This window comes from Aeromicrobium sp. 636 (assembly GCF_024433585.1).
Classification (GTDB): Bacteria; Actinomycetota; Actinomycetes; order Propionibacteriales; family Nocardioidaceae; genus Aeromicrobium; species Aeromicrobium senzhongii.
In genome coordinates this window covers 573840-588880 of record NZ_WNJU01000002.1, presented here as the reverse complement: position 1 = coordinate 588880, position 15041 = coordinate 573840, and the positions used below count along the sequence as shown (strand labels likewise).

The following is a 15041-nucleotide window of genomic DNA, read 5'->3' as shown; positions in this document are numbered from 1 at the left end:
TTCGTGACCGGAGAACGAGTGGACCCCGCGACCCGAGGACGGTCGGTGAACACCCGATCCACCTGGGGAGGCGTGCTGATCGGCCTGGGCCTGGTGGCGTCGATCGACGAGATCGTCTTGCACCAGCTGCTGCGCTGGCACCACTTCTACGACAAGTCGACCTCCGAGGTGGGCCTGATCTCCGACGGCCTGTTGCACGCCGCCACGGTCGTGGCGATGGTGGCCGGCTTCTTCGTCCTGCTCGACGTCCGACGGGCCGGGTCCCTCGTGCCCCGTCAGGCGTGGGCCGGACTGCTGCTCGGCATGGGCGCGTTCCAGCTGTGGGACGGGACGATCAACCACAAGCTGCTGGGTCTCCACGAGATCCGCTACGGGGTCGACCTCCTGCCCTACGACCTGACGTGGCTGGTCTTCGCGGTCATCCTCCTGGGCGCAGGGGCGCTGCTGCTGTGGCGCCGGCCCACGGCGGCTCGGCGGTCGTGACCACCCACGCGGGACACCACGCGGCGACGGGCGCCGACCTCGGCGCCTGGCTCGTGCCGCTGGTCCTCGTGCTGGTGACGGCCGGGATCTACCTCGTCGGCACGTGGCGATGGAGGCTGCGCCGAGGGCGCGCGTGGGACCCCTGGCGCACCGCCGGCTGGGTCGCCGGCACGGTCGTCATCGCGCTGGCGTTGTCGCCGTTGACCGACTCCCCCACGGCCCGGGCCCACATGGTGCAGCACCTGCTGCTCGGCATGCTGGCGCCGATCGGCCTCGTGATGGGGGCTCCCGTGACCCTGCTGTTGGGCGTCCTGCGCCCGGATGCGGCGCGCGTCCTGACCGCCGTCCTGCGCACGCGCGCCTTCCACCTGCTCTCGCACCCGGTCACGGCGGCCGTGCTGAACGTCGGCGGCATGTTCGTGCTGTACCTGACGCCGCTGTACGCGCTGTCGACCGAGAGCACGACCGTCCACCACCTCGTGCACGCCCATTTCCTCATCGCCGGGTACCTGTTCGCGTGGGCGATCGCCGGCCCGGACCCGGCTCCGCGACGGCCGGGGATGGCGACGCGGGTCGTGGTGCTGGTCCTCGCCGGCGCGGCTCACGCCTACCTGGCGAAGGTCCTCTACGCCCGCGCCGGCGAGCTGCCCCCGGGCACCGAGTACGCCGTCTCGGACATGCAGGCGGGTGCCCAGTGGATGTACTACGGCGGGGACGTCGTCGACATCCTCCTCGCAACCGCCCTGTTCGCGACGTGGCTCAAGCGGCGCTCCAGATCGCGCGAAGCGGTCGGTGTCGGCTCGAGCAGAGTGGGTACACCACGGACATGACCTCGCTCGCACTTCAGACCCAGGACCAGATGGGCGGCCCCCTGAGTGTGCTGACCCGTCAGAAGAAGGACCACGTCCGACTGGACCGGCTCCTGAACGAGTTGGCGGAGGCACCGCCGGGCCCGGTCGAGGATCGCGTGTTGCGGGAGATCGCCCGGCTGGTGTTCCCGCACGCCTTCGCCGAGGAGTCCGTGTTGTGGCCCGTGATGCGTCGCGTGCTGCCCGACGGCGAGACGCTGACGCTCCAGGTCGAGCAGGAGCACCAGGAGGTCAACGAGCTGTGGACCTCCCTGGAGGAGCTGGCCCCCGACGATCCGCGGCGCGAACCCATCCTCGAGCGGCTGACCCGCGTCCTGCAGGAGGACGTCCGAGACGAGGAGGACGAGCTCTTCCCGCGCCTGCAGGAGCGCGTCAGCGAACGGCAGCTGCAGGCCCTCGGCCTCGCGTGGGAGATCGTGCGCCGTATCTCGCCGACGCGACCGCACCCGGTGGTGGCGCGGCGGCCTCCGGGCAACGCGCTGGCGGCGCTGCCGCTGACCCTCACCGACCGCGGGCGCGACAACCTCGACCGGTTGGCTCAGCGATCCGAGCGGTTCCGCGACCCCGCCGAGCGCGCCAGCGCCGCGTTGGCGCGTCTCGCTGGTCACATCGAGGACCTCCCGATCATGCGCACCGGCGAGAGGTCGTCGACCAGTCGGGAACCGGGCACCGAAGCCGAGGCAGGAACGAACGGAGGACGTCCATGAAGGCGATGGTGTACCGAGGCCCCTACCGGGTCCGCGTCGAGGAGAAGCCCCACCCCAAGGTCGAGCATCCCAACGACGCGATCGTGCGTGTCACCCGAGCGGCGATCTGCGGCTCGGACCTGCACCTGTTCCACGGGATGATGCCCGACACCCGCGTCGGAACGACGTTCGGCCACGAGTTCATCGGTGTCGTCGACGGGGTCGGTCCGTCGGTGCGCCACCTGCAGGTCGGCGACCGCGTCATGGTGCCGTTCAATGTCTTCTGCGGCACCTGTTACTTCTGCGCCAAGGGCCTGTACTCCAACTGCCACAACGTGAATCCGAACGCCACGGCGGTCGGCGGGATCTACGGGTACTCGCACACCACAGGCGGGTACGACGGTGGTCAGGCCGAGTACGTGCGCGTCCCGTTCGCCGACGTCGGCCCCACCGTGATCCCCGAGTGGATGCACGAGGAGGACGCCTTGATGTGCACCGACGCGCTGCCCACGGGGTACTTCGGCGCTCAGTTGGCCGACATCTCCCAGGGCGACGTCGTGGTCGTCTTCGGCGCCGGTCCGGTGGGCCTGTTCGCGGCGAAGTCGGCGTGGCTCATGGGCGCCGGCCGCGTCATCGTGGTCGACCACCTGAGCGACCGGCTCGAGTTCGCCAGTCGGTTCGCCCACGCCGAGACGGTGCACTTCGGGCAGGTCAACGACGTGGTCGTGCACCTGAAGAAGATCACCGACGACCTCGGCGCCGACGTCGTGATCGAGGCGGTCGGGGCCGAGGCGGACGGCAACCTGCTGCAGCACGTCACCTCGGCGAAGCTCAAGTTGCAGGGTGGGTCGCCCATCGCGCTCAACTGGGCGATCGACGCAGTCCGCAAGGGCGGGACCATCTCGGTGATGGGCGCGTACGGTCCGATGTTCAGCGCCGTGAAGTTCGGCGACGCCCTCAACAAGGGCCTGACGCTGCGGATGAACCAGTGCCCGGTCAAGCGGCAGTGGCCCCGACTCTTCGAGCACATCCGCAACGGCCACATCACCCCGCGCGAGATCATCACGCACCGCATCCCCCTCGACCACGTCGCCGAGGGCTACCACCTGTTCTCGGCCAAGCTCGACGGGTGCATCAAGCCCGTCCTCGTGCCCGCATCGTGAGGAGCTGAACGATGGCGAAGATCCCGTACATCCGGGGCGTCCGACCCGGAATCCCGACGCCTGAGGAACTGCGCGAGCGGATCCCCGGCTGGGGCGTCGACCTCGACCCGGCCGACCGCCCGTCCTACCCGCGTGAGCTGGTCGACGGCGTCCCCGACGGCATCGTGTGGGACTTCCCCGACGAGCAGCCCGACACGTCCCCGCCGCGTGAGCGCTCGATCGAGCACGCGCGACTGACGCCCGTGTTCGGCACGGTCGCTCCGCTGCACGGCGTCCCCGGGGCCGTGCGGCGGTTCGCCTACGCGAAGTTCAGCGAGGCCCGCGCGGCGCACTGGCTGCTGCTGCTGGCGGCCGACCGGATCGAGTCGAAGCAGGCACTGTGGCAGTCGTTCTCGACCGACCGGCCCGACAGCTTCGTCGAAGAGACCGGCATCCGGGCCGAGCGTCAGTATCACGGCATCCGGTCCCGCTGGCGCCGCGGGCGCGTCGACAAGCACCAGGTGATGGATCCGGTGGTGCTGGCGCTGCCGGCGCTCCTCAGCGGCTGGGTGGTCACCCGGGTGGTGCGGCGGCTCGTCCGCACCTGATCAACGCGCGTCTCGGGCGAGCCGTTGCGACAGCTGTTCGGCGATCTCGTTCAGGACCTTCAGCTGCGTGGCGTTGAGCTGGGTGGCGCCGTGCTCGTCGATCAGACCCTCGGCGGAGCCGAGATCGAGCGGCCTGGTGAGATCGAGGTCGCCCAGGGCGGCCACCAGCGCCTCGGTCGATTCCGTCACCAGCCGGTCGAGCTCGTCGGCCGGCGTCGACTCGTCGATGAGGTCGAACTGCTCGTAGATCGAGCCGAACGCCGCCGTCACCGCGGGTTCGGCGAGACGCTCGTGGAGGTCCTCGAGCAGCCGCGACGCCTCCTCGCCACCGAGGTGCGCGAGCAGCAGCACCTGCTCCCGCTCGAGCTTGGCCATCCGTGGCGGCAGGCCGACCACGAGCGCGGCATGGGTGGCCAACTCCGGTGGCAGGTCGGGCGAGGCACCGCCCGCGCGCAGCGCCGCGATGACGGCTCGTTGTCGCGTCAGACGGTCGATCTGCGCCGCGAGCTCCGCATCGAGGGCCTCCAGCCGCGAGTCGTGGTCGGCGTCGTCGTCGAGCGGGAGGTCCTGCAGGGCGAACCCGAGGTCGGCCAGCCGCTTGATCCGGAGCACGCGGACGAGATGGCCGACGCCGTACTCGCGGTAGCCGTTGAGGCTGCGCGGGGGCTCCTCGAGGATGCCGATCTGGTGATAGTGCCGGATCGTCCGCACCGTCACGCCCGCGAGCTCGGCGAGCTCTCCGCTACGCATCGATGGTCTCCGGTTCGATCGGCCCGAGGTCGCGCAGCGCGGGGCCCACGACTGCGACGACCGATGTCACGCCCCACAGTGCCACGAAGCCGAGCGCGGCCGCGCTGAGGCTGACGTGCTCGATCACGACCGCGGCGAGCAGGATCGCGGCAGGGGCCGCCGCCGTGACGAGAGCGTTCTGGGCGCCCATCACCCGCCCGAGCGCGGTCTCCGGGACGCCGCTGACCGTCAGCAGGCCCAGCAGCGCACCGCACAGCCCGCTGCCGAGACCCAGCACGAAGCCCGCGGCGAAGAGCAGCAAGGTCGGCGGAAGCAGGCCGACGACCGTGAAGCCGAGCGACGACACCAGCAGACCGGTGGCCAGCCAGGTGCGCCGCGTGAACCGGTGGGCCAGCACGACGTAGACGGCGCTGCCGACGAGCAGGCCCGCCGCGATCGAGGTCAGCACGAAACCGAGCAGCCCGGGCCGGTCGATGCGGGTGAAGTGCACCGGCAGGATCAGCGCCTGGAACGCGGACAGCACCATGACCGAGAACAGCATCAACCCGGTCACCATCGCGACGACGCGGGTCCGGGTCAGGAGTCGCCACCCCTCGACGAACTCGGCCCACGCCCCGAGCGGCTCCGTCGCGGGCACGTCCTCGGTGTGGCCGACTCGGCGCGGGATGGCGAGGGTCAGCAGCGCGGCGAGCAGCGAGGTGCCGGCGGTGATCCACAGCACCGTCGATCCCTCGAACAGGGTCATCAGCAGGCCCGCGACGGCCGGACCGATCAGCAGCGAGATGCTGCCGAGCGACTCGCGCAGCCCGACGAGTCTCTCGAGGGAGAGGCTCGAGTCCCGCGCGATGCCTGGCAGGAGGGCCTCGCGCGCGGTCATCCCCGGGACGTCGCCGAGCGAACCGATGATCCCGAACAGGACGAACCAGGCGACCTCGAGTCCCACCAGCGCGTCCACGATCGGCAGGGCCGCGATCGACGCGGCCGAGACGAGGTCCGTGACCACCGAGGAGGTCACGCGGTTGATCCGGTCGATGACCACACCCATGAACAACCCCGCCAGCACCGCGGGCACGGCAGTCGCCGCCGCCACCCAGCCCGCCGACATCGCGCTTCCCGTCGCCTGGAGGACGATCAACGGCAGGGCGATGGCTGCGATCGAGTTGCCGAGGACCGAGACGAAGTAGGAGCCGAGGTAGAGCACTGGTGTCCGCATGTCCCCCAGTCCAAACCCTGACGTCGCGTCATGGTCAAACCCGGCTCCGTGTGGCCTCCACGACGAGGTCGCCGTTCTGTCGGTGGAGCCCACTACGTTGGGTGCATGAGCTCGAGTCGTGCGGTCGTGGCCGGTGACGCGGTCCGTCGCGCGCGGGCGGTCGCCGAGTGCGAGGAGTGGGAGTTCGTCGCGTCGTTCCACTGCCAGCAGGTCGCTGAGATCGACCGGAGCGACGAGGTCCTGCTGACCAAGGAGTTGGCCCGGCGCGAGGTGACGTTGGAGTTGGCCCAGGCGCTGCGGATCACCGAGCACCGGGTGTGGGCGATGGTCCACGAGGCGGCCACGATCCGCCAGAAGGTCCCCGGCATCTGGTCGTCGTTCCGGGCCGGCGACATCGACGCCGGACGGGTCTCGGCGATCGCCGACACCGCCGAACGACTGGAGACGCCCGAGGCACGTGCAGCGTTGGAAGCCTCCGCACCGGCTTACGCCGCCAGCCACACCCTCACCGAGCTCCGGGCTTGGTTGCGGCGCCTGCGCGCACGCCTCGAACCGGACCAGACCCAAACCGAGATCACCCAGGCGGTCGAGGAACGACGCGTGTCGATCACCCACAACGACGACGGCACCTCCTGGCTCAATGCACTGCTGCCCACCGGCGTCGCCGTCGCCGTCGGCGAACGACTCCGCCGAGCCGCGAAGGCACTTCCCCCGACCGACCCCGACACCGGCGAGCGGGACCGGCGCACCCGCGACCAGAAGCACGCCGACCTGGTCGGACACTGGCTCACCTCGTGCACCGGCACCGCCACCGACATCCGCGCCGAGATCGCCATCAGCATCCCGGCGACCGACCTCGTCGGACACACCAGCGGACCCGGCATCACTCTCGACGGCGAACCCGTCGCCGCCGCCTGGGTTCGCGAACTCGCCACCTCCGAACACACGATCTTGCGCCGACTCGTCCTCGACCCCCTCGGCCACGTCCTGGACACCGAGGTCCTCACCTACCGACCACCGGAGAGGCTGCGCCAAGCGCTGCGATGGAGAGACGGCAGCTGTCGCGTCGCCGGGTGCCGAGCGCCCGTCCACGACACCGACCTCGACCACGCCCAGGCTTACGACGCGGGCGGTTCCACCTCCGGATCGAACCTGCGATGCCTGTGCCGCAAACACCACAACATGAAGTCCCACGGCCATCTCGACGACCGTCACCTCGACACGCCCCTGCGGCACGTCGAGCGCTACGCCATGGCTCCGGTCTGACCCGCGTGATAGGTAGGTGGCCATGGAAGTCCAGCCGTTGGGCCGCTCCGGGGCGCTCGAGGCCGCCGGGTACGACCGCGCCACGCGCACCCTGCGCGTGCGGTTCCGCAATGGCGGACTCTACGACTACCTCGACGTGCCGCCCGAGGTGTTCGACGGACTGATCGCCGCCGACCACCCGTGGACGACCTGGCAGGAGCACATCACCACGACGTACGACTACGAGCGACTCGACTGAGGATCAGCGACTGAGCCGGACGGGACCCGGAAGCGACAGCTTGTCGGGGTTCCGCACGATGTGCATCGTCGTGACGACGCCGGCCTCGACCACGGCCGTCGCGATCGCGGTCACCTCGCCCGCCTGGCGGAACACCAGGCCGTTCTCGCCGTTGATCCACACCGTCTCCAGCCGGATGTCCGCCGGCAGGACGGCCGAGAGGAAGCGCAGCACCTTGTCGCGACCGAGGATCGGCCGACGCGCCGCGCTGGCCTTCCCGCCCCCGTCGCTGATCAGCACGACGTCCGGCGAGATCACGTCCAGCAGCTGCTGCAGATCGCCCTCGGCGATGGCGCGCTGGAACCGGACCAGGACCTCGGTGCGTTCCTGCGACGTGACCTCCGACCGAGGCCGCCGCGCCGCCACGTGCGCACGGGCCCGGCGGGCGATCTGGCGCACGTTCTCGGGCGTCCGGTCCACCGCGGCGGCGATCTCGTCGTACGGCACGTCGAAGACCTCGCGCAGGACGAAGACGGCACGCTCGGTGCTGCCCAGCGTCTCGAGGACGAGCAGCATCGCGGTCGAGACCGACTCGGCCAGCGCGATGTCGTCGGCGACGTCCGGGACCGTCTCGAGTGGCTCGGGCAGCCACGGGCCGACGTACGACTCGCGCTGCCGCGACAGCGTGCGCAGGCGGTTGAGGGCGAGGCGCGTGGCGATCCGGACGAGATAGGCACGCGGCTCCCGGACGTCCTCGCGGTCGTCCGCGCTCCAGCGCAGCCACGCCTCCTGCACCACGTCCTCGGCGTCCGCGGCCGAGCCGAGCATCTCGTAGGCCACGGTGAACAGCAGCGGGCGGTGCGCCGTGAACTCGGCGAGGACGTCGGTCACCGCGCGTCCGCCAGGGGCAGCTCGCACACGTCGCTGAAGCCCTGGCTGGCCAGGCCCGCGGCGGAGTTGAAGCGCGATCGTTGGTTCTCCACGGCCACCATCATGGTCAGTTCCACCAGCGCTTTGTCACCCAAAGCGTCGCGCAGGCCCGCGACCTGATCGTCCGTCACGGTCGGCGGCGTGGCCGTCATCGCCTCCGCGTAGGCCATGACCTCGCGCTCAAGGGGTGTGAACACGTCCGAGTCCCGCCAGCGCGGCACCTCACGCACCTTGCCCTCGTCGAGGCCCTCGCCGTGGGCGACGTAGTACCCGAAGTCCAGGCACCAGCTGCAGCCGATGCTGGCGGCCGACGCCATCACCGCGAACGTCTTCAGGTGCGGGTCGAGGGCGTTCCACGTGCTCACCCGCCGCTCCCACGCCAGGACGGCGCGCAGCAGCTTCGTGTGGTGCCACATCACGGGAACGATGTCGGGGACGCGTCCGTACATGCGCCGGGTGGCCGCCGCGACGGCACGGGCCGCCGGCGAGGTCATGGGCGCGGCGGGGATGCGGAACGAGCTGGTCATGACGTCTCCTTCGTCGGACCTCGGGCGAGGTCGTTTCGACATGGAGACACCGGCCGTGCCCGTTCCGTGACACGTGACGCAGGATGGCCCCATGACGTCCTCGCCCCAGCCGCGCTGGTTCACCGACACCCAGCCCGGCCACTCGCAGTGGTTCATCGAGCGCTTCCGCACCCTCGAGGCCGAGGGGGCCGACCTGCTCGGCGAGGCCCGGTTCGCCGACATGATGGCCCAACGGGGATCGCGCATCCTCGACGCGGGCTGTGGCGCGGGACGGATGGCCGCGGCGCTGCAGGCCGCCGGTCACCAGGCCTACGGGGTCGACGTCGACCCCGAGCTGATCGCCGCCGCCGAGACCGACCACCCCGGCCCGACCTACGGCGTCGTCGACCTGAGCGAGCTGACCCTCGCGGACGTCGGCGGAGCACCGATGGACCTCGTGATCTCCGCCGGGAACGTCATGGTCTTCCTCGCGCCCGGGACGGAGCTGCGGGTCCTCGAACGGCTCTGCGCCGTCACCCGCGAGGGCGGTCGCGTGGTCCTGGGCTTCCGGCGCGAGGCGTCCTACCCCTTCGAGCAGTACGACGCCCACCTCGCCGACCTCGCCGAGCGCGGGGTCGCTCGGGTCGAGCACCGCTTCTCGACGTGGCACCTCGATCCGTTCGAGGAGGGCTCCGACTTCGCCGTCACCGTCCTGAGGCGCGGGTCGGCGCCATTGGACGTAGCGTGAGGGAAACCCACCTCGAAGGAGTCACCTGATGAAGCTGAGCCACGTCCCGCTGCGACTCGCCACCGGCGCATTCATCCTCAACAGCGGACTGTCCAAGCGGAACCTGCCTCCCGAGGCGGCCGAGGGACTCCAGGACATGGCCGCCAACGGCGTTCCGCAGGTGAAGAGCATGGACCCGCAGACGTTCGGCAAGGCGCTCAGCGCCGGCGAGATCGCCCTCGGTGCCGCCCTGCTCACCCCGTTCGTCCCCGCGACCATGGCCGGTGCCGCGCTGACCGCGTTCGGTGGCGGCCTCGTCAAGATGTACCTGAACACCCCGGGCATGACCGCCGAGGGCTCGAGCTTCCGCCCGAGCCAGGACGGCACCGCCTTGGCGAAGGACATCTGGCTCGTCGGCGCGGGCCTGAGCCTGCTGATCAGCGGCCTGACGTCGCGCAAGTCCATCAAGATCTGAGCTGAGTCAACGCCCCTGGGAGCGCGAGAACGTCACGTGGACGACTCCGCTCTCGGGGGCGGTCTCCGTGTGCGACGCGTGGGTCAGCTCGAGTCCGCGCAGGTCGTCCCACAGCCGGATGCCGTCGCCGAGGACCATCGGCGTGATGCCGACGTGGAGATCGTCCACGAGTCCGGCCCTGAGGAAGTCCCGGGCGACGGTGGGCCCACCACCGACCCGCACGTCGCCGCCGTCCGCCACCGCCACGGCCCGCTCGAGCGCCTCCTGGGGCGTGGCCTCGATGAAGTGGAAGGTCGTCCCGTTGTCGAACCGGAGGTCGGGGAGCGACTGGTGCGTCAGGACGAACACGGGGCACCGGAACGGCGGCTCGTCTCCCCACCAGCCGCGCCAGTCGGGGTCGTCGGGGAAGGTGTGCAGCCCGAACATGCCGGCGCCCATGATCTCGGCGCCGACCTGGTCGAAGTAGGCGGAGGCGTACTTCTCGTCGACGCCGGTCGTCCCGGCGCCACTGGTGTCGCCGAGGACGCGCTCACGGAAGGTGCGTGTGGCGGTGTACGCCGCGACGAGTCGCATCCAGTCCTCCCCGATCGGGTTCTCCGGTGTCCCGTCGGTCGTCGTGGCGAACCCGTCGAGCGAGATGTTCAGATCGACGCGCACCCGCATGGTCGTCTCCTCAGGTCGGTGTGCGCCCCAGTGTGAACTCCTCGGCGCCCGGTGACCAGACCTCAGCGTGGGCCGAGCAACCGCTCGGCGCGCTCTCGCGCGCGTGCCATGAGCGCGTCCCCGTCGTCGATGCCCCGGTGCGCGATCGCGCCCTCCAGCAGCAGGAAGACCTCGTCCGAGACCGCGGCGGTATCGACCAGATCGGGACAGTCCTGGGCGACGAAGTCTGCCAGCAGGCGGCGCACCGCTCGTTTGTGGGCGCGGACCACGTCCTGCGCCGGATGGTCCGACGGCAGTTCACCTGCCGCGTTGAGGAAGGCGCAGCCACCATCAGTGGACACCGCGTCGTCGACGTAGGCGTCGAAGGCTGCCAGCGCGCGCGGGTCCGGTGCCGTCGAGAGTCGCTCCTCAACGGCGTGGATGCCCCGCCGGTGGAACAGCTCGGAGGCGTCGCTCATCCACCCACGACCCTGAGGAGGGCAGACGAAGAGCGGCCCCGGTGCGTCAGGGCCGCTCTCCGGTCAGCTCAGAAGCGCGAGAGCGGCTTCGGCGTGGCGTAGCCGAAGGTCGCGTTCTCGGCGAAGGCGTTGACCCCGAACGTGGCGTTCAGTGCATCCGCCGCGGTCTTGGTCAGCGTCAGCTTGACGGCGCCGAGGTCACGGCGATCCGAGGCCCGCACCTTGAACAGGTCGACACGGCCGACGTTGCCGACGGTCCCGTTGACCCTGCCGCTCACCCGCAGGCGGGCGAGATCGATGTTGAAGCGCGACACGGTGATCGTCGCGGAGCCGGCGCTCAGGTTCAGGCCGCCGCTGTGCTTGATCCGCAGGCCCCGCAGGCGGTACCCGGTGATCGGGAACTTCGCGGCCAGCGTGCCCTTGAAGGCCCCCGCCTTCGCACCCTGGACCGGAGCAGGCGTGATGCCGGCGCTACCGATGAGGTCGTACACGGCGGGCGCGACGACCACCCGCGTGTACCCGACCTTCGTGCTGGATCGCTGGGCCGTGGCGGCCTCGGCCGGCGACCCCACGAGACCGGTCATGCCTGCTGTCAACACCAGTGCCAGCAGGGCAAGGATTGTCTTCTTCATGATTTCCCCATTTCAGCGGCCGGGACCTCCGACCTCCTATGCGTGGTTCGGTGCGGTCACGGAACCGGATGGGACAAATCCGAAGAAAAATGTGCGACAGGTCACTCTGTTTTTGGGATGAGGATTCTCTTTGCCGCGCGGACCAGGGGCCTGCGGAAACAGGTAAAACCCATCACGATGACGGCGGTCCGACGCTAATCTCCGCGTCATGGTTCCCGTGTGGCTGGTGTTGTTGGCCCTCGTAGTCGTCTTCATCGAGAACGGCATCCGGGCCACTCGCAGGGAGAAGGCTTGGGGGCGCCTGTTCGAGCGATCCCAGGAGGAACGAGACGCGGAGTTTCAGCGACTGCACGTCCTCGTGGATGGGCTGCGGACTGAAAGTGAGCAGGACCGCAGAGAACGGGCCGTCCGGCAGGTTCATGCTGAGCTGACGAAAGCTCACCGCGCTGTACTGCGAGCCCAGCCCGCTGGTATCAAGGACGACCATTGATCATCTGACGTTTTCGGAGTTCAGCTCATCTGGTCCGCCTAGAGCGACGAGAGTGTCCGGGTGGCCCCTACAACGTTCTCTCGGCGCGAGTTGCGCCGACTCTTCGGCGGTTGGGCACGACGCAACCTCAAAACCGTCATCACCTCGACGGCAGTCGTGATCCTCATGCTGTTCCTAGCGACCGTGTTCCTCATTTGGTATTCGCCGCTGGGCAATTTTCGCTGGTATCTCATGGGACTGACGCATGCACTTCTCCTGGGCGCCGCCCCAGTCGCACTCTTCATGGCCTTCCTCGCCATCAATCCCGAGGCAATGAGACAACTCCGCGGAGCGTGGGGCGAAGAAAACACTCGGGAGGTCCTCAAAAGCGCCAAACACCGGCGACTCGTCTGGGGTTGGGCGGACAGTATCGAGCTCGCCTACGGCGACATCGACCACCTCGTAGTCACCCGTCGTGGCGGACTCGTCGCGATCGACTCGAAATGGCGCAACACGTTCAACCCGGCCGACCGGGACGGTATGGCTCGGTCCGCGGAGAAGGCGCGCCTGCGCGCGAACGGGATCGTCGACACCGTGGTCCGGGCCGGGGCTCGCGGGCGGCGATCCGCGGGCCAATCCGTCCGCATCCGCCCGGTCGTCGTGATCTGGGGAGCGTTGCAGAGCGAGATTCCGGAATCGGCGAATGCTCACGGAGTGGATTTCGTCCCCGGATACCGGCTGAAGCGGTACCTGAAGGACCTCCGAGGTGACCCGATCGATCGGGCGGCAGCTTCCGGGCTGTTACGGCGAGTCAATGAGTTCCGGGATAACTCGAAGGACCGACGAACCAAAGCTCGGACCTGACGCAGCGTTCGTCAGGCCACCACACCGTCGGGCGTGAGCAGGAAAGGCGTTCCACCCACGGACCTCAGCAAGAAAAGGTCGACGAAGGTCATGCCGACGATGGTGCCGTCGGGGCCTGCGCGGAGCTCGTCGCGGACCCAGCGCCACGGGCGGGGCGCGTCGGCCGCGTACTCGACCACGAGCGCGGGCTTCCCGTCGGCCAACGAGACCCCCGAAGTCAGCGTCATCGGCAGCGTCTCGGCCAAGCTGCCTCCCCGCCACACGAGGTTCGTGCCCGCGGCGCCGTCGCCCGCGCGAACGAACCGCTTCCCGTACCAGTGCCGCAACCCGATCAGGCCGAGACCGACGGGCGCGATCCGGGTCAGCGGCGGGACGAACGAGGCGGCCAGATCGCCGGCCGTGAAGTGGAGGACCTCGTCCAGCTCGAGCGGACGCAGCGACGACCACTCGCGCCGCAGGGACAGGACACCGTGCTTCATGGGCTCTCCGAGAGGACTGGACCGTCCGCCGCCGGGAACCGGGACGCGAAGCGCTCGGCCAGGGCGGTGATGGTCAGGGAGGGGTTCACGCCGAGGTTGGCGGGGATGACGGAGGCGTCGGCCACGTAGAGCCCGGGGTGGCCGTGGACCTCGTGGTTCGCGTCCACGACCCCGTCGGCCGCGGTCGCGCCCATCACGGCGCCACCGAGGATGTGCGCGGTGACCGACAGCCCGCCGACCGACTCGCCCAGCAGGTTCAGCGGCCGCCCACCGGAGGCCTCGGCGAAGGCGCGAGTGACCTCGTTCGCGACGGGCAGGTTGCTGGGCGGGCGCGCTCCCCCGGTCAGCCGGGACCGCAGCACCCGGCGCCACGGTCGCAGCGGCGAGCGGCGGTGGTCGAGAGCGAACTCGCTGTCGAGGCGCTGCATCGTCGTGAGGACGGTCAGCCGATTCAGGAAGCGGTGGGCGGTCATCAGGCGCAGCTGTCGCAACGGCGACCCGAGGATCGAGAGCACGACGCGGCGGGCGCGACGGCCGGGATCGTCGTCGTCGACCATCGGACCCAGCTGGGCGCGCATGTGCCAACCGCCCATGTAGCGGTTCTGCGTCGTGTGGGTGCGCTCGTCGGGACGGAAGTCGCTCGAGATCGTCGGACCGCGCGAGAGGTCGTCGCCGCGCGGCTGCAGCACGGCGGTGAGGGCCTCGGAGTTCGTCCGTACGTGCTGACCCAGCTGGTCCGAGATCCGCGACAGGGCGCCGGTCTCGCGGCAACGGTGGAGCAGCTCGACCGTGCCCAGGACGCCCGCGGCGAGGACGACCCGCCGGGCCCGGACGGTCGACTCGCGACCGCGCTCCCACGGGTGGCGTGTCACGAGCTCGTACCCGCCGTCGACGGGTCGCACCGAGACGACCTCGGTCTCGGGGCGCACCTCGACGCCGCGCTTCTCGGCCAGGAAGAGGTAGTTGAGGGTCAGCTGGTTCTTGGCGCCGTAGGGGCAACCGAGCAGGCACTCGCCGCAGAGCCGGCAGCCCGTCCGGTCGGGGCCTTCGCCATCGAAGAACGGGTCCGGCTCGGTGACGCCGGGGCGGCCGAAGAAGATCGCCGACGGCACCGGCCCGAACGTCGCCTCCGCACCGACCGCCTTCGCCGCGGAGTGGAGGTGGTCGTCCATCTCGCCGTGGTGCGGGTTCGTGACCCGGCCGAGCATCCGCGCGGCGCGGTCGAGATGGGGCGCGAGCTCGGTCTTCCAGTCGACTCCGAGGGCCGACAGAGCGGGCTCGCCGTAGAACTCGTCACCGGGTACGAGCAGGACGCCGGCCCAGACGATCGAGCCACCGCCGACACCGGACCCGCCGATGATCGCCATGTGGCGGAAGATGCGCTGCCAGAAGAACCCGCGCATCCCGGCCCGCGGCGCCCAGAGATACGCGCGCGGGTCACGCCGGGCCGCGAGCAGGTCGGCGTCGCTGAGGCGGCGGCCCTTCTCGAGCACCAGCACCGAGTGCCCGGCCTCGGTCAGACGCAGCGCGGAGACCGCTCCCCCGAAGCCACTCCCGACCACGACGACATCGGCGTCCCAGCGCCCGAGAGGATCCACGCGCTC

General features: G+C 70.1%; 20 protein-coding genes. 10 read left to right on the top strand and 10 right to left on the bottom strand.

Translation table 11 applies throughout. The features are described 5' to 3' along the window. Nucleotides 1–45 precede the first annotated feature (45 nt). From GL325_RS09495 to GL325_RS09475, 5 genes are read left to right on the top strand one after another with little or no spacing between them, the layout of a single operon-like run. On the top strand, nucleotides 46–483 hold the full coding sequence (locus GL325_RS09495) for a DUF2243 domain-containing protein (protein WP_223111100.1): 438 nt from the start codon (nucleotides 46–48) through the stop codon (nucleotides 481–483). Beyond that, nucleotides 450–1313, top strand: a complete 864-nt coding sequence (locus GL325_RS09490; RefSeq protein ID WP_223111099.1) for a cytochrome c oxidase assembly protein — start codon at nucleotides 450–452, stop codon at nucleotides 1311–1313. The genes GL325_RS09495 and GL325_RS09490 overlap by 34 nt, the downstream gene beginning before the upstream one ends. Continuing rightward, nucleotides 1310–2059: a hemerythrin domain-containing protein gene (locus tag GL325_RS09485; protein WP_187769383.1), complete on the top strand. Its 750-nt coding sequence runs from the start codon at nucleotides 1310–1312 to the stop codon at nucleotides 2057–2059. The genes GL325_RS09490 and GL325_RS09485 overlap by 4 nt, the downstream gene beginning before the upstream one ends. Beyond that, nucleotides 2056–3201, top strand: a complete 1146-nt coding sequence (locus GL325_RS09480; RefSeq protein WP_187769382.1) for a zinc-dependent alcohol dehydrogenase — start codon at nucleotides 2056–2058, stop codon at nucleotides 3199–3201. Before GL325_RS09485 ends, GL325_RS09480 begins: the two co-directional genes overlap by 4 nt. Before the next feature lie 11 nt (nucleotides 3202–3212). Further along, the gene (locus GL325_RS09475) at nucleotides 3213–3788 is read left to right on the top strand and encodes a hypothetical protein (protein ID WP_187769381.1); all 576 of its coding nucleotides are present in this window, start codon (nucleotides 3213–3215) and stop codon (nucleotides 3786–3788) included. On the opposite strand, the gene GL325_RS09470 is transcribed toward GL325_RS09475, so the two are convergent. Together GL325_RS09470 and GL325_RS09465 are read right to left on the bottom strand one after the other, a co-directional pair. Next, complete coding sequence (locus tag GL325_RS09470) at nucleotides 3789–4538, bottom strand: MerR family transcriptional regulator (RefSeq protein ID WP_187769380.1); 750 nt, start codon at nucleotides 4536–4538, stop codon at nucleotides 3789–3791. It abuts the gene before it with no gap. Then, on the bottom strand, nucleotides 4531–5751 hold the full coding sequence (locus tag GL325_RS09465) for an MFS transporter (protein WP_187769379.1): 1221 nt from the start codon (nucleotides 5749–5751) through the stop codon (nucleotides 4531–4533). The genes GL325_RS09470 and GL325_RS09465 overlap by 8 nt, the downstream gene beginning before the upstream one ends. Nucleotides 5752–5856: 105 nt before the next feature. Between GL325_RS09465 and GL325_RS09460 the strand changes: the two genes are divergently transcribed. Then, nucleotides 5857–7017 carry an HNH endonuclease signature motif containing protein gene (locus GL325_RS09460; RefSeq protein WP_187769378.1) on the top strand — a complete coding sequence of 387 codons (1161 nt, stop codon included), beginning with the start codon at nucleotides 5857–5859 and terminating at the stop codon, nucleotides 7015–7017. Nucleotides 7018–7039: 22 nt separating this feature from the next. Continuing rightward, nucleotides 7040–7255 (top strand): KTSC domain-containing protein, encoded by a 216-nt coding sequence (locus tag GL325_RS09455; RefSeq protein ID WP_187769377.1) that lies wholly within the window; start codon nucleotides 7040–7042, stop codon nucleotides 7253–7255. 3 nt (nucleotides 7256–7258) lie between these two features. Here GL325_RS09455 and GL325_RS09450 read toward each other — a convergent pair whose 3' ends face one another. Continuing rightward, nucleotides 7259–8125: an RNA polymerase sigma-70 factor gene (locus GL325_RS09450; protein ID WP_255955927.1), complete on the bottom strand. Its 867-nt coding sequence runs from the start codon at nucleotides 8123–8125 to the stop codon at nucleotides 7259–7261. Continuing rightward, nucleotides 8122–8691 carry a carboxymuconolactone decarboxylase family protein gene (locus GL325_RS09445; protein WP_154596828.1) on the bottom strand — a complete coding sequence of 190 codons (570 nt, stop codon included), beginning with the start codon at nucleotides 8689–8691 and terminating at the stop codon, nucleotides 8122–8124. Before GL325_RS09445 ends, GL325_RS09450 begins: the two co-directional genes overlap by 4 nt. Nucleotides 8692–8782: 91 nt before the next feature. Here GL325_RS09445 and GL325_RS09440 point away from each other — a divergent pair, with 91 nt between their 5' ends. Beyond that, nucleotides 8783–9418, top strand: a complete 636-nt coding sequence (locus GL325_RS09440) for a bifunctional 2-polyprenyl-6-hydroxyphenol methylase/3-demethylubiquinol 3-O-methyltransferase UbiG (protein ID WP_187769375.1) — start codon at nucleotides 8783–8785, stop codon at nucleotides 9416–9418. Between the two features lie 28 nt (nucleotides 9419–9446). After that, entirely contained in the window at nucleotides 9447–9872 is a 426-nt protein-coding gene (locus GL325_RS09435) for a hypothetical protein (RefSeq protein WP_187769374.1), read from the top strand. Between the two features lie 6 nt (nucleotides 9873–9878). Here GL325_RS09435 and GL325_RS09430 read toward each other — a convergent pair whose 3' ends face one another. The 4 genes from GL325_RS09430 to GL325_RS09415 form a co-directional block, all read right to left on the bottom strand. Then, the gene (locus tag GL325_RS09430) at nucleotides 9879–10535 is read right to left on the bottom strand and encodes a dihydrofolate reductase family protein (protein WP_187769373.1); all 657 of its coding nucleotides are present in this window, start codon (nucleotides 10533–10535) and stop codon (nucleotides 9879–9881) included. 62 nt (nucleotides 10536–10597) lie between these two features. Continuing rightward, complete coding sequence (locus tag GL325_RS09425) at nucleotides 10598–10993, bottom strand: TetR family transcriptional regulator C-terminal domain-containing protein (RefSeq protein WP_187769372.1); 396 nt, start codon at nucleotides 10991–10993, stop codon at nucleotides 10598–10600. 68 nt (nucleotides 10994–11061) lie between these two features. After that, a complete protein-coding gene (locus GL325_RS09420) occupies nucleotides 11062–11625 on the bottom strand; it encodes a hypothetical protein (protein WP_187769371.1) in 564 nt (187 codons plus the stop codon). Between the two features lie 172 nt (nucleotides 11626–11797). Next, nucleotides 11798–12112 carry a hypothetical protein gene (locus GL325_RS09415; protein WP_187769370.1) on the bottom strand — a complete coding sequence of 105 codons (315 nt, stop codon included), beginning with the start codon at nucleotides 12110–12112 and terminating at the stop codon, nucleotides 11798–11800. 63 nt (nucleotides 12113–12175) lie between these two features. Between GL325_RS09415 and GL325_RS09410 the strand changes: the two genes are divergently transcribed. Next, complete coding sequence (locus tag GL325_RS09410; protein WP_187769369.1) at nucleotides 12176–12958, top strand: nuclease-related domain-containing protein; 783 nt, start codon at nucleotides 12176–12178, stop codon at nucleotides 12956–12958. Nucleotides 12959–12969: 11 nt separating this feature from the next. Here the strand turns inward: GL325_RS09410 and GL325_RS09405 are convergent, their stop codons facing one another. Both GL325_RS09405 and GL325_RS15985 read right to left on the bottom strand, forming a co-directional pair. Continuing rightward, nucleotides 12970–13437 carry a hypothetical protein gene (locus GL325_RS09405; RefSeq protein ID WP_187769368.1) on the bottom strand — a complete coding sequence of 156 codons (468 nt, stop codon included), beginning with the start codon at nucleotides 13435–13437 and terminating at the stop codon, nucleotides 12970–12972. After that, the gene (locus tag GL325_RS15985) at nucleotides 13434–15035 is read right to left on the bottom strand and encodes a GMC oxidoreductase (RefSeq protein ID WP_187769367.1); all 1602 of its coding nucleotides are present in this window, start codon (nucleotides 15033–15035) and stop codon (nucleotides 13434–13436) included. The genes GL325_RS09405 and GL325_RS15985 overlap by 4 nt, the downstream gene beginning before the upstream one ends. Nucleotides 15036–15041 lie beyond the last annotated feature (6 nt).

Coding starts and splice junctions, on each gene's coding strand:
- GL325_RS09455 (WP_187769377.1), top strand. CDS start 7,040: ATGGAAGTCCAGCCGTTGGGCCGCTCCGGGGCGCTCGAGGCCGCCGGG.
- GL325_RS09405 (WP_187769368.1), bottom strand. CDS start 13,437: ATGAAGCACGGTGTCCTGTCCCTGCGGCGCGAGTGGTCGTCGCTGCGT.
- GL325_RS09440 (WP_187769375.1), top strand. CDS start 8,783: ATGACGTCCTCGCCCCAGCCGCGCTGGTTCACCGACACCCAGCCCGGC.
- GL325_RS09435 (WP_187769374.1), top strand. CDS start 9,447: ATGAAGCTGAGCCACGTCCCGCTGCGACTCGCCACCGGCGCATTCATC.
- GL325_RS09485 (WP_187769383.1), top strand. CDS start 1,310: ATGACCTCGCTCGCACTTCAGACCCAGGACCAGATGGGCGGCCCCCTG.
- GL325_RS09415 (WP_187769370.1), bottom strand. CDS start 12,112: ATGGTCGTCCTTGATACCAGCGGGCTGGGCTCGCAGTACAGCGCGGTG.
- GL325_RS09480 (WP_187769382.1), top strand. CDS start 2,056: ATGAAGGCGATGGTGTACCGAGGCCCCTACCGGGTCCGCGTCGAGGAG.
- GL325_RS09475 (WP_187769381.1), top strand. CDS start 3,213: ATGGCGAAGATCCCGTACATCCGGGGCGTCCGACCCGGAATCCCGACG.
- GL325_RS09445 (WP_154596828.1), bottom strand. CDS start 8,691: ATGACCAGCTCGTTCCGCATCCCCGCCGCGCCCATGACCTCGCCGGCG.
- GL325_RS09460 (WP_187769378.1), top strand. CDS start 5,857: ATGAGCTCGAGTCGTGCGGTCGTGGCCGGTGACGCGGTCCGTCGCGCG.
- GL325_RS09465 (WP_187769379.1), bottom strand. CDS start 5,751: ATGCGGACACCAGTGCTCTACCTCGGCTCCTACTTCGTCTCGGTCCTC.
- GL325_RS09425 (WP_187769372.1), bottom strand. CDS start 10,993: ATGAGCGACGCCTCCGAGCTGTTCCACCGGCGGGGCATCCACGCCGTT.
- GL325_RS09470 (WP_187769380.1), bottom strand. CDS start 4,538: ATGCGTAGCGGAGAGCTCGCCGAGCTCGCGGGCGTGACGGTGCGGACG.
- GL325_RS09430 (WP_187769373.1), bottom strand. CDS start 10,535: ATGCGGGTGCGCGTCGATCTGAACATCTCGCTCGACGGGTTCGCCACG.
- GL325_RS09420 (WP_187769371.1), bottom strand. CDS start 11,625: ATGAAGAAGACAATCCTTGCCCTGCTGGCACTGGTGTTGACAGCAGGC.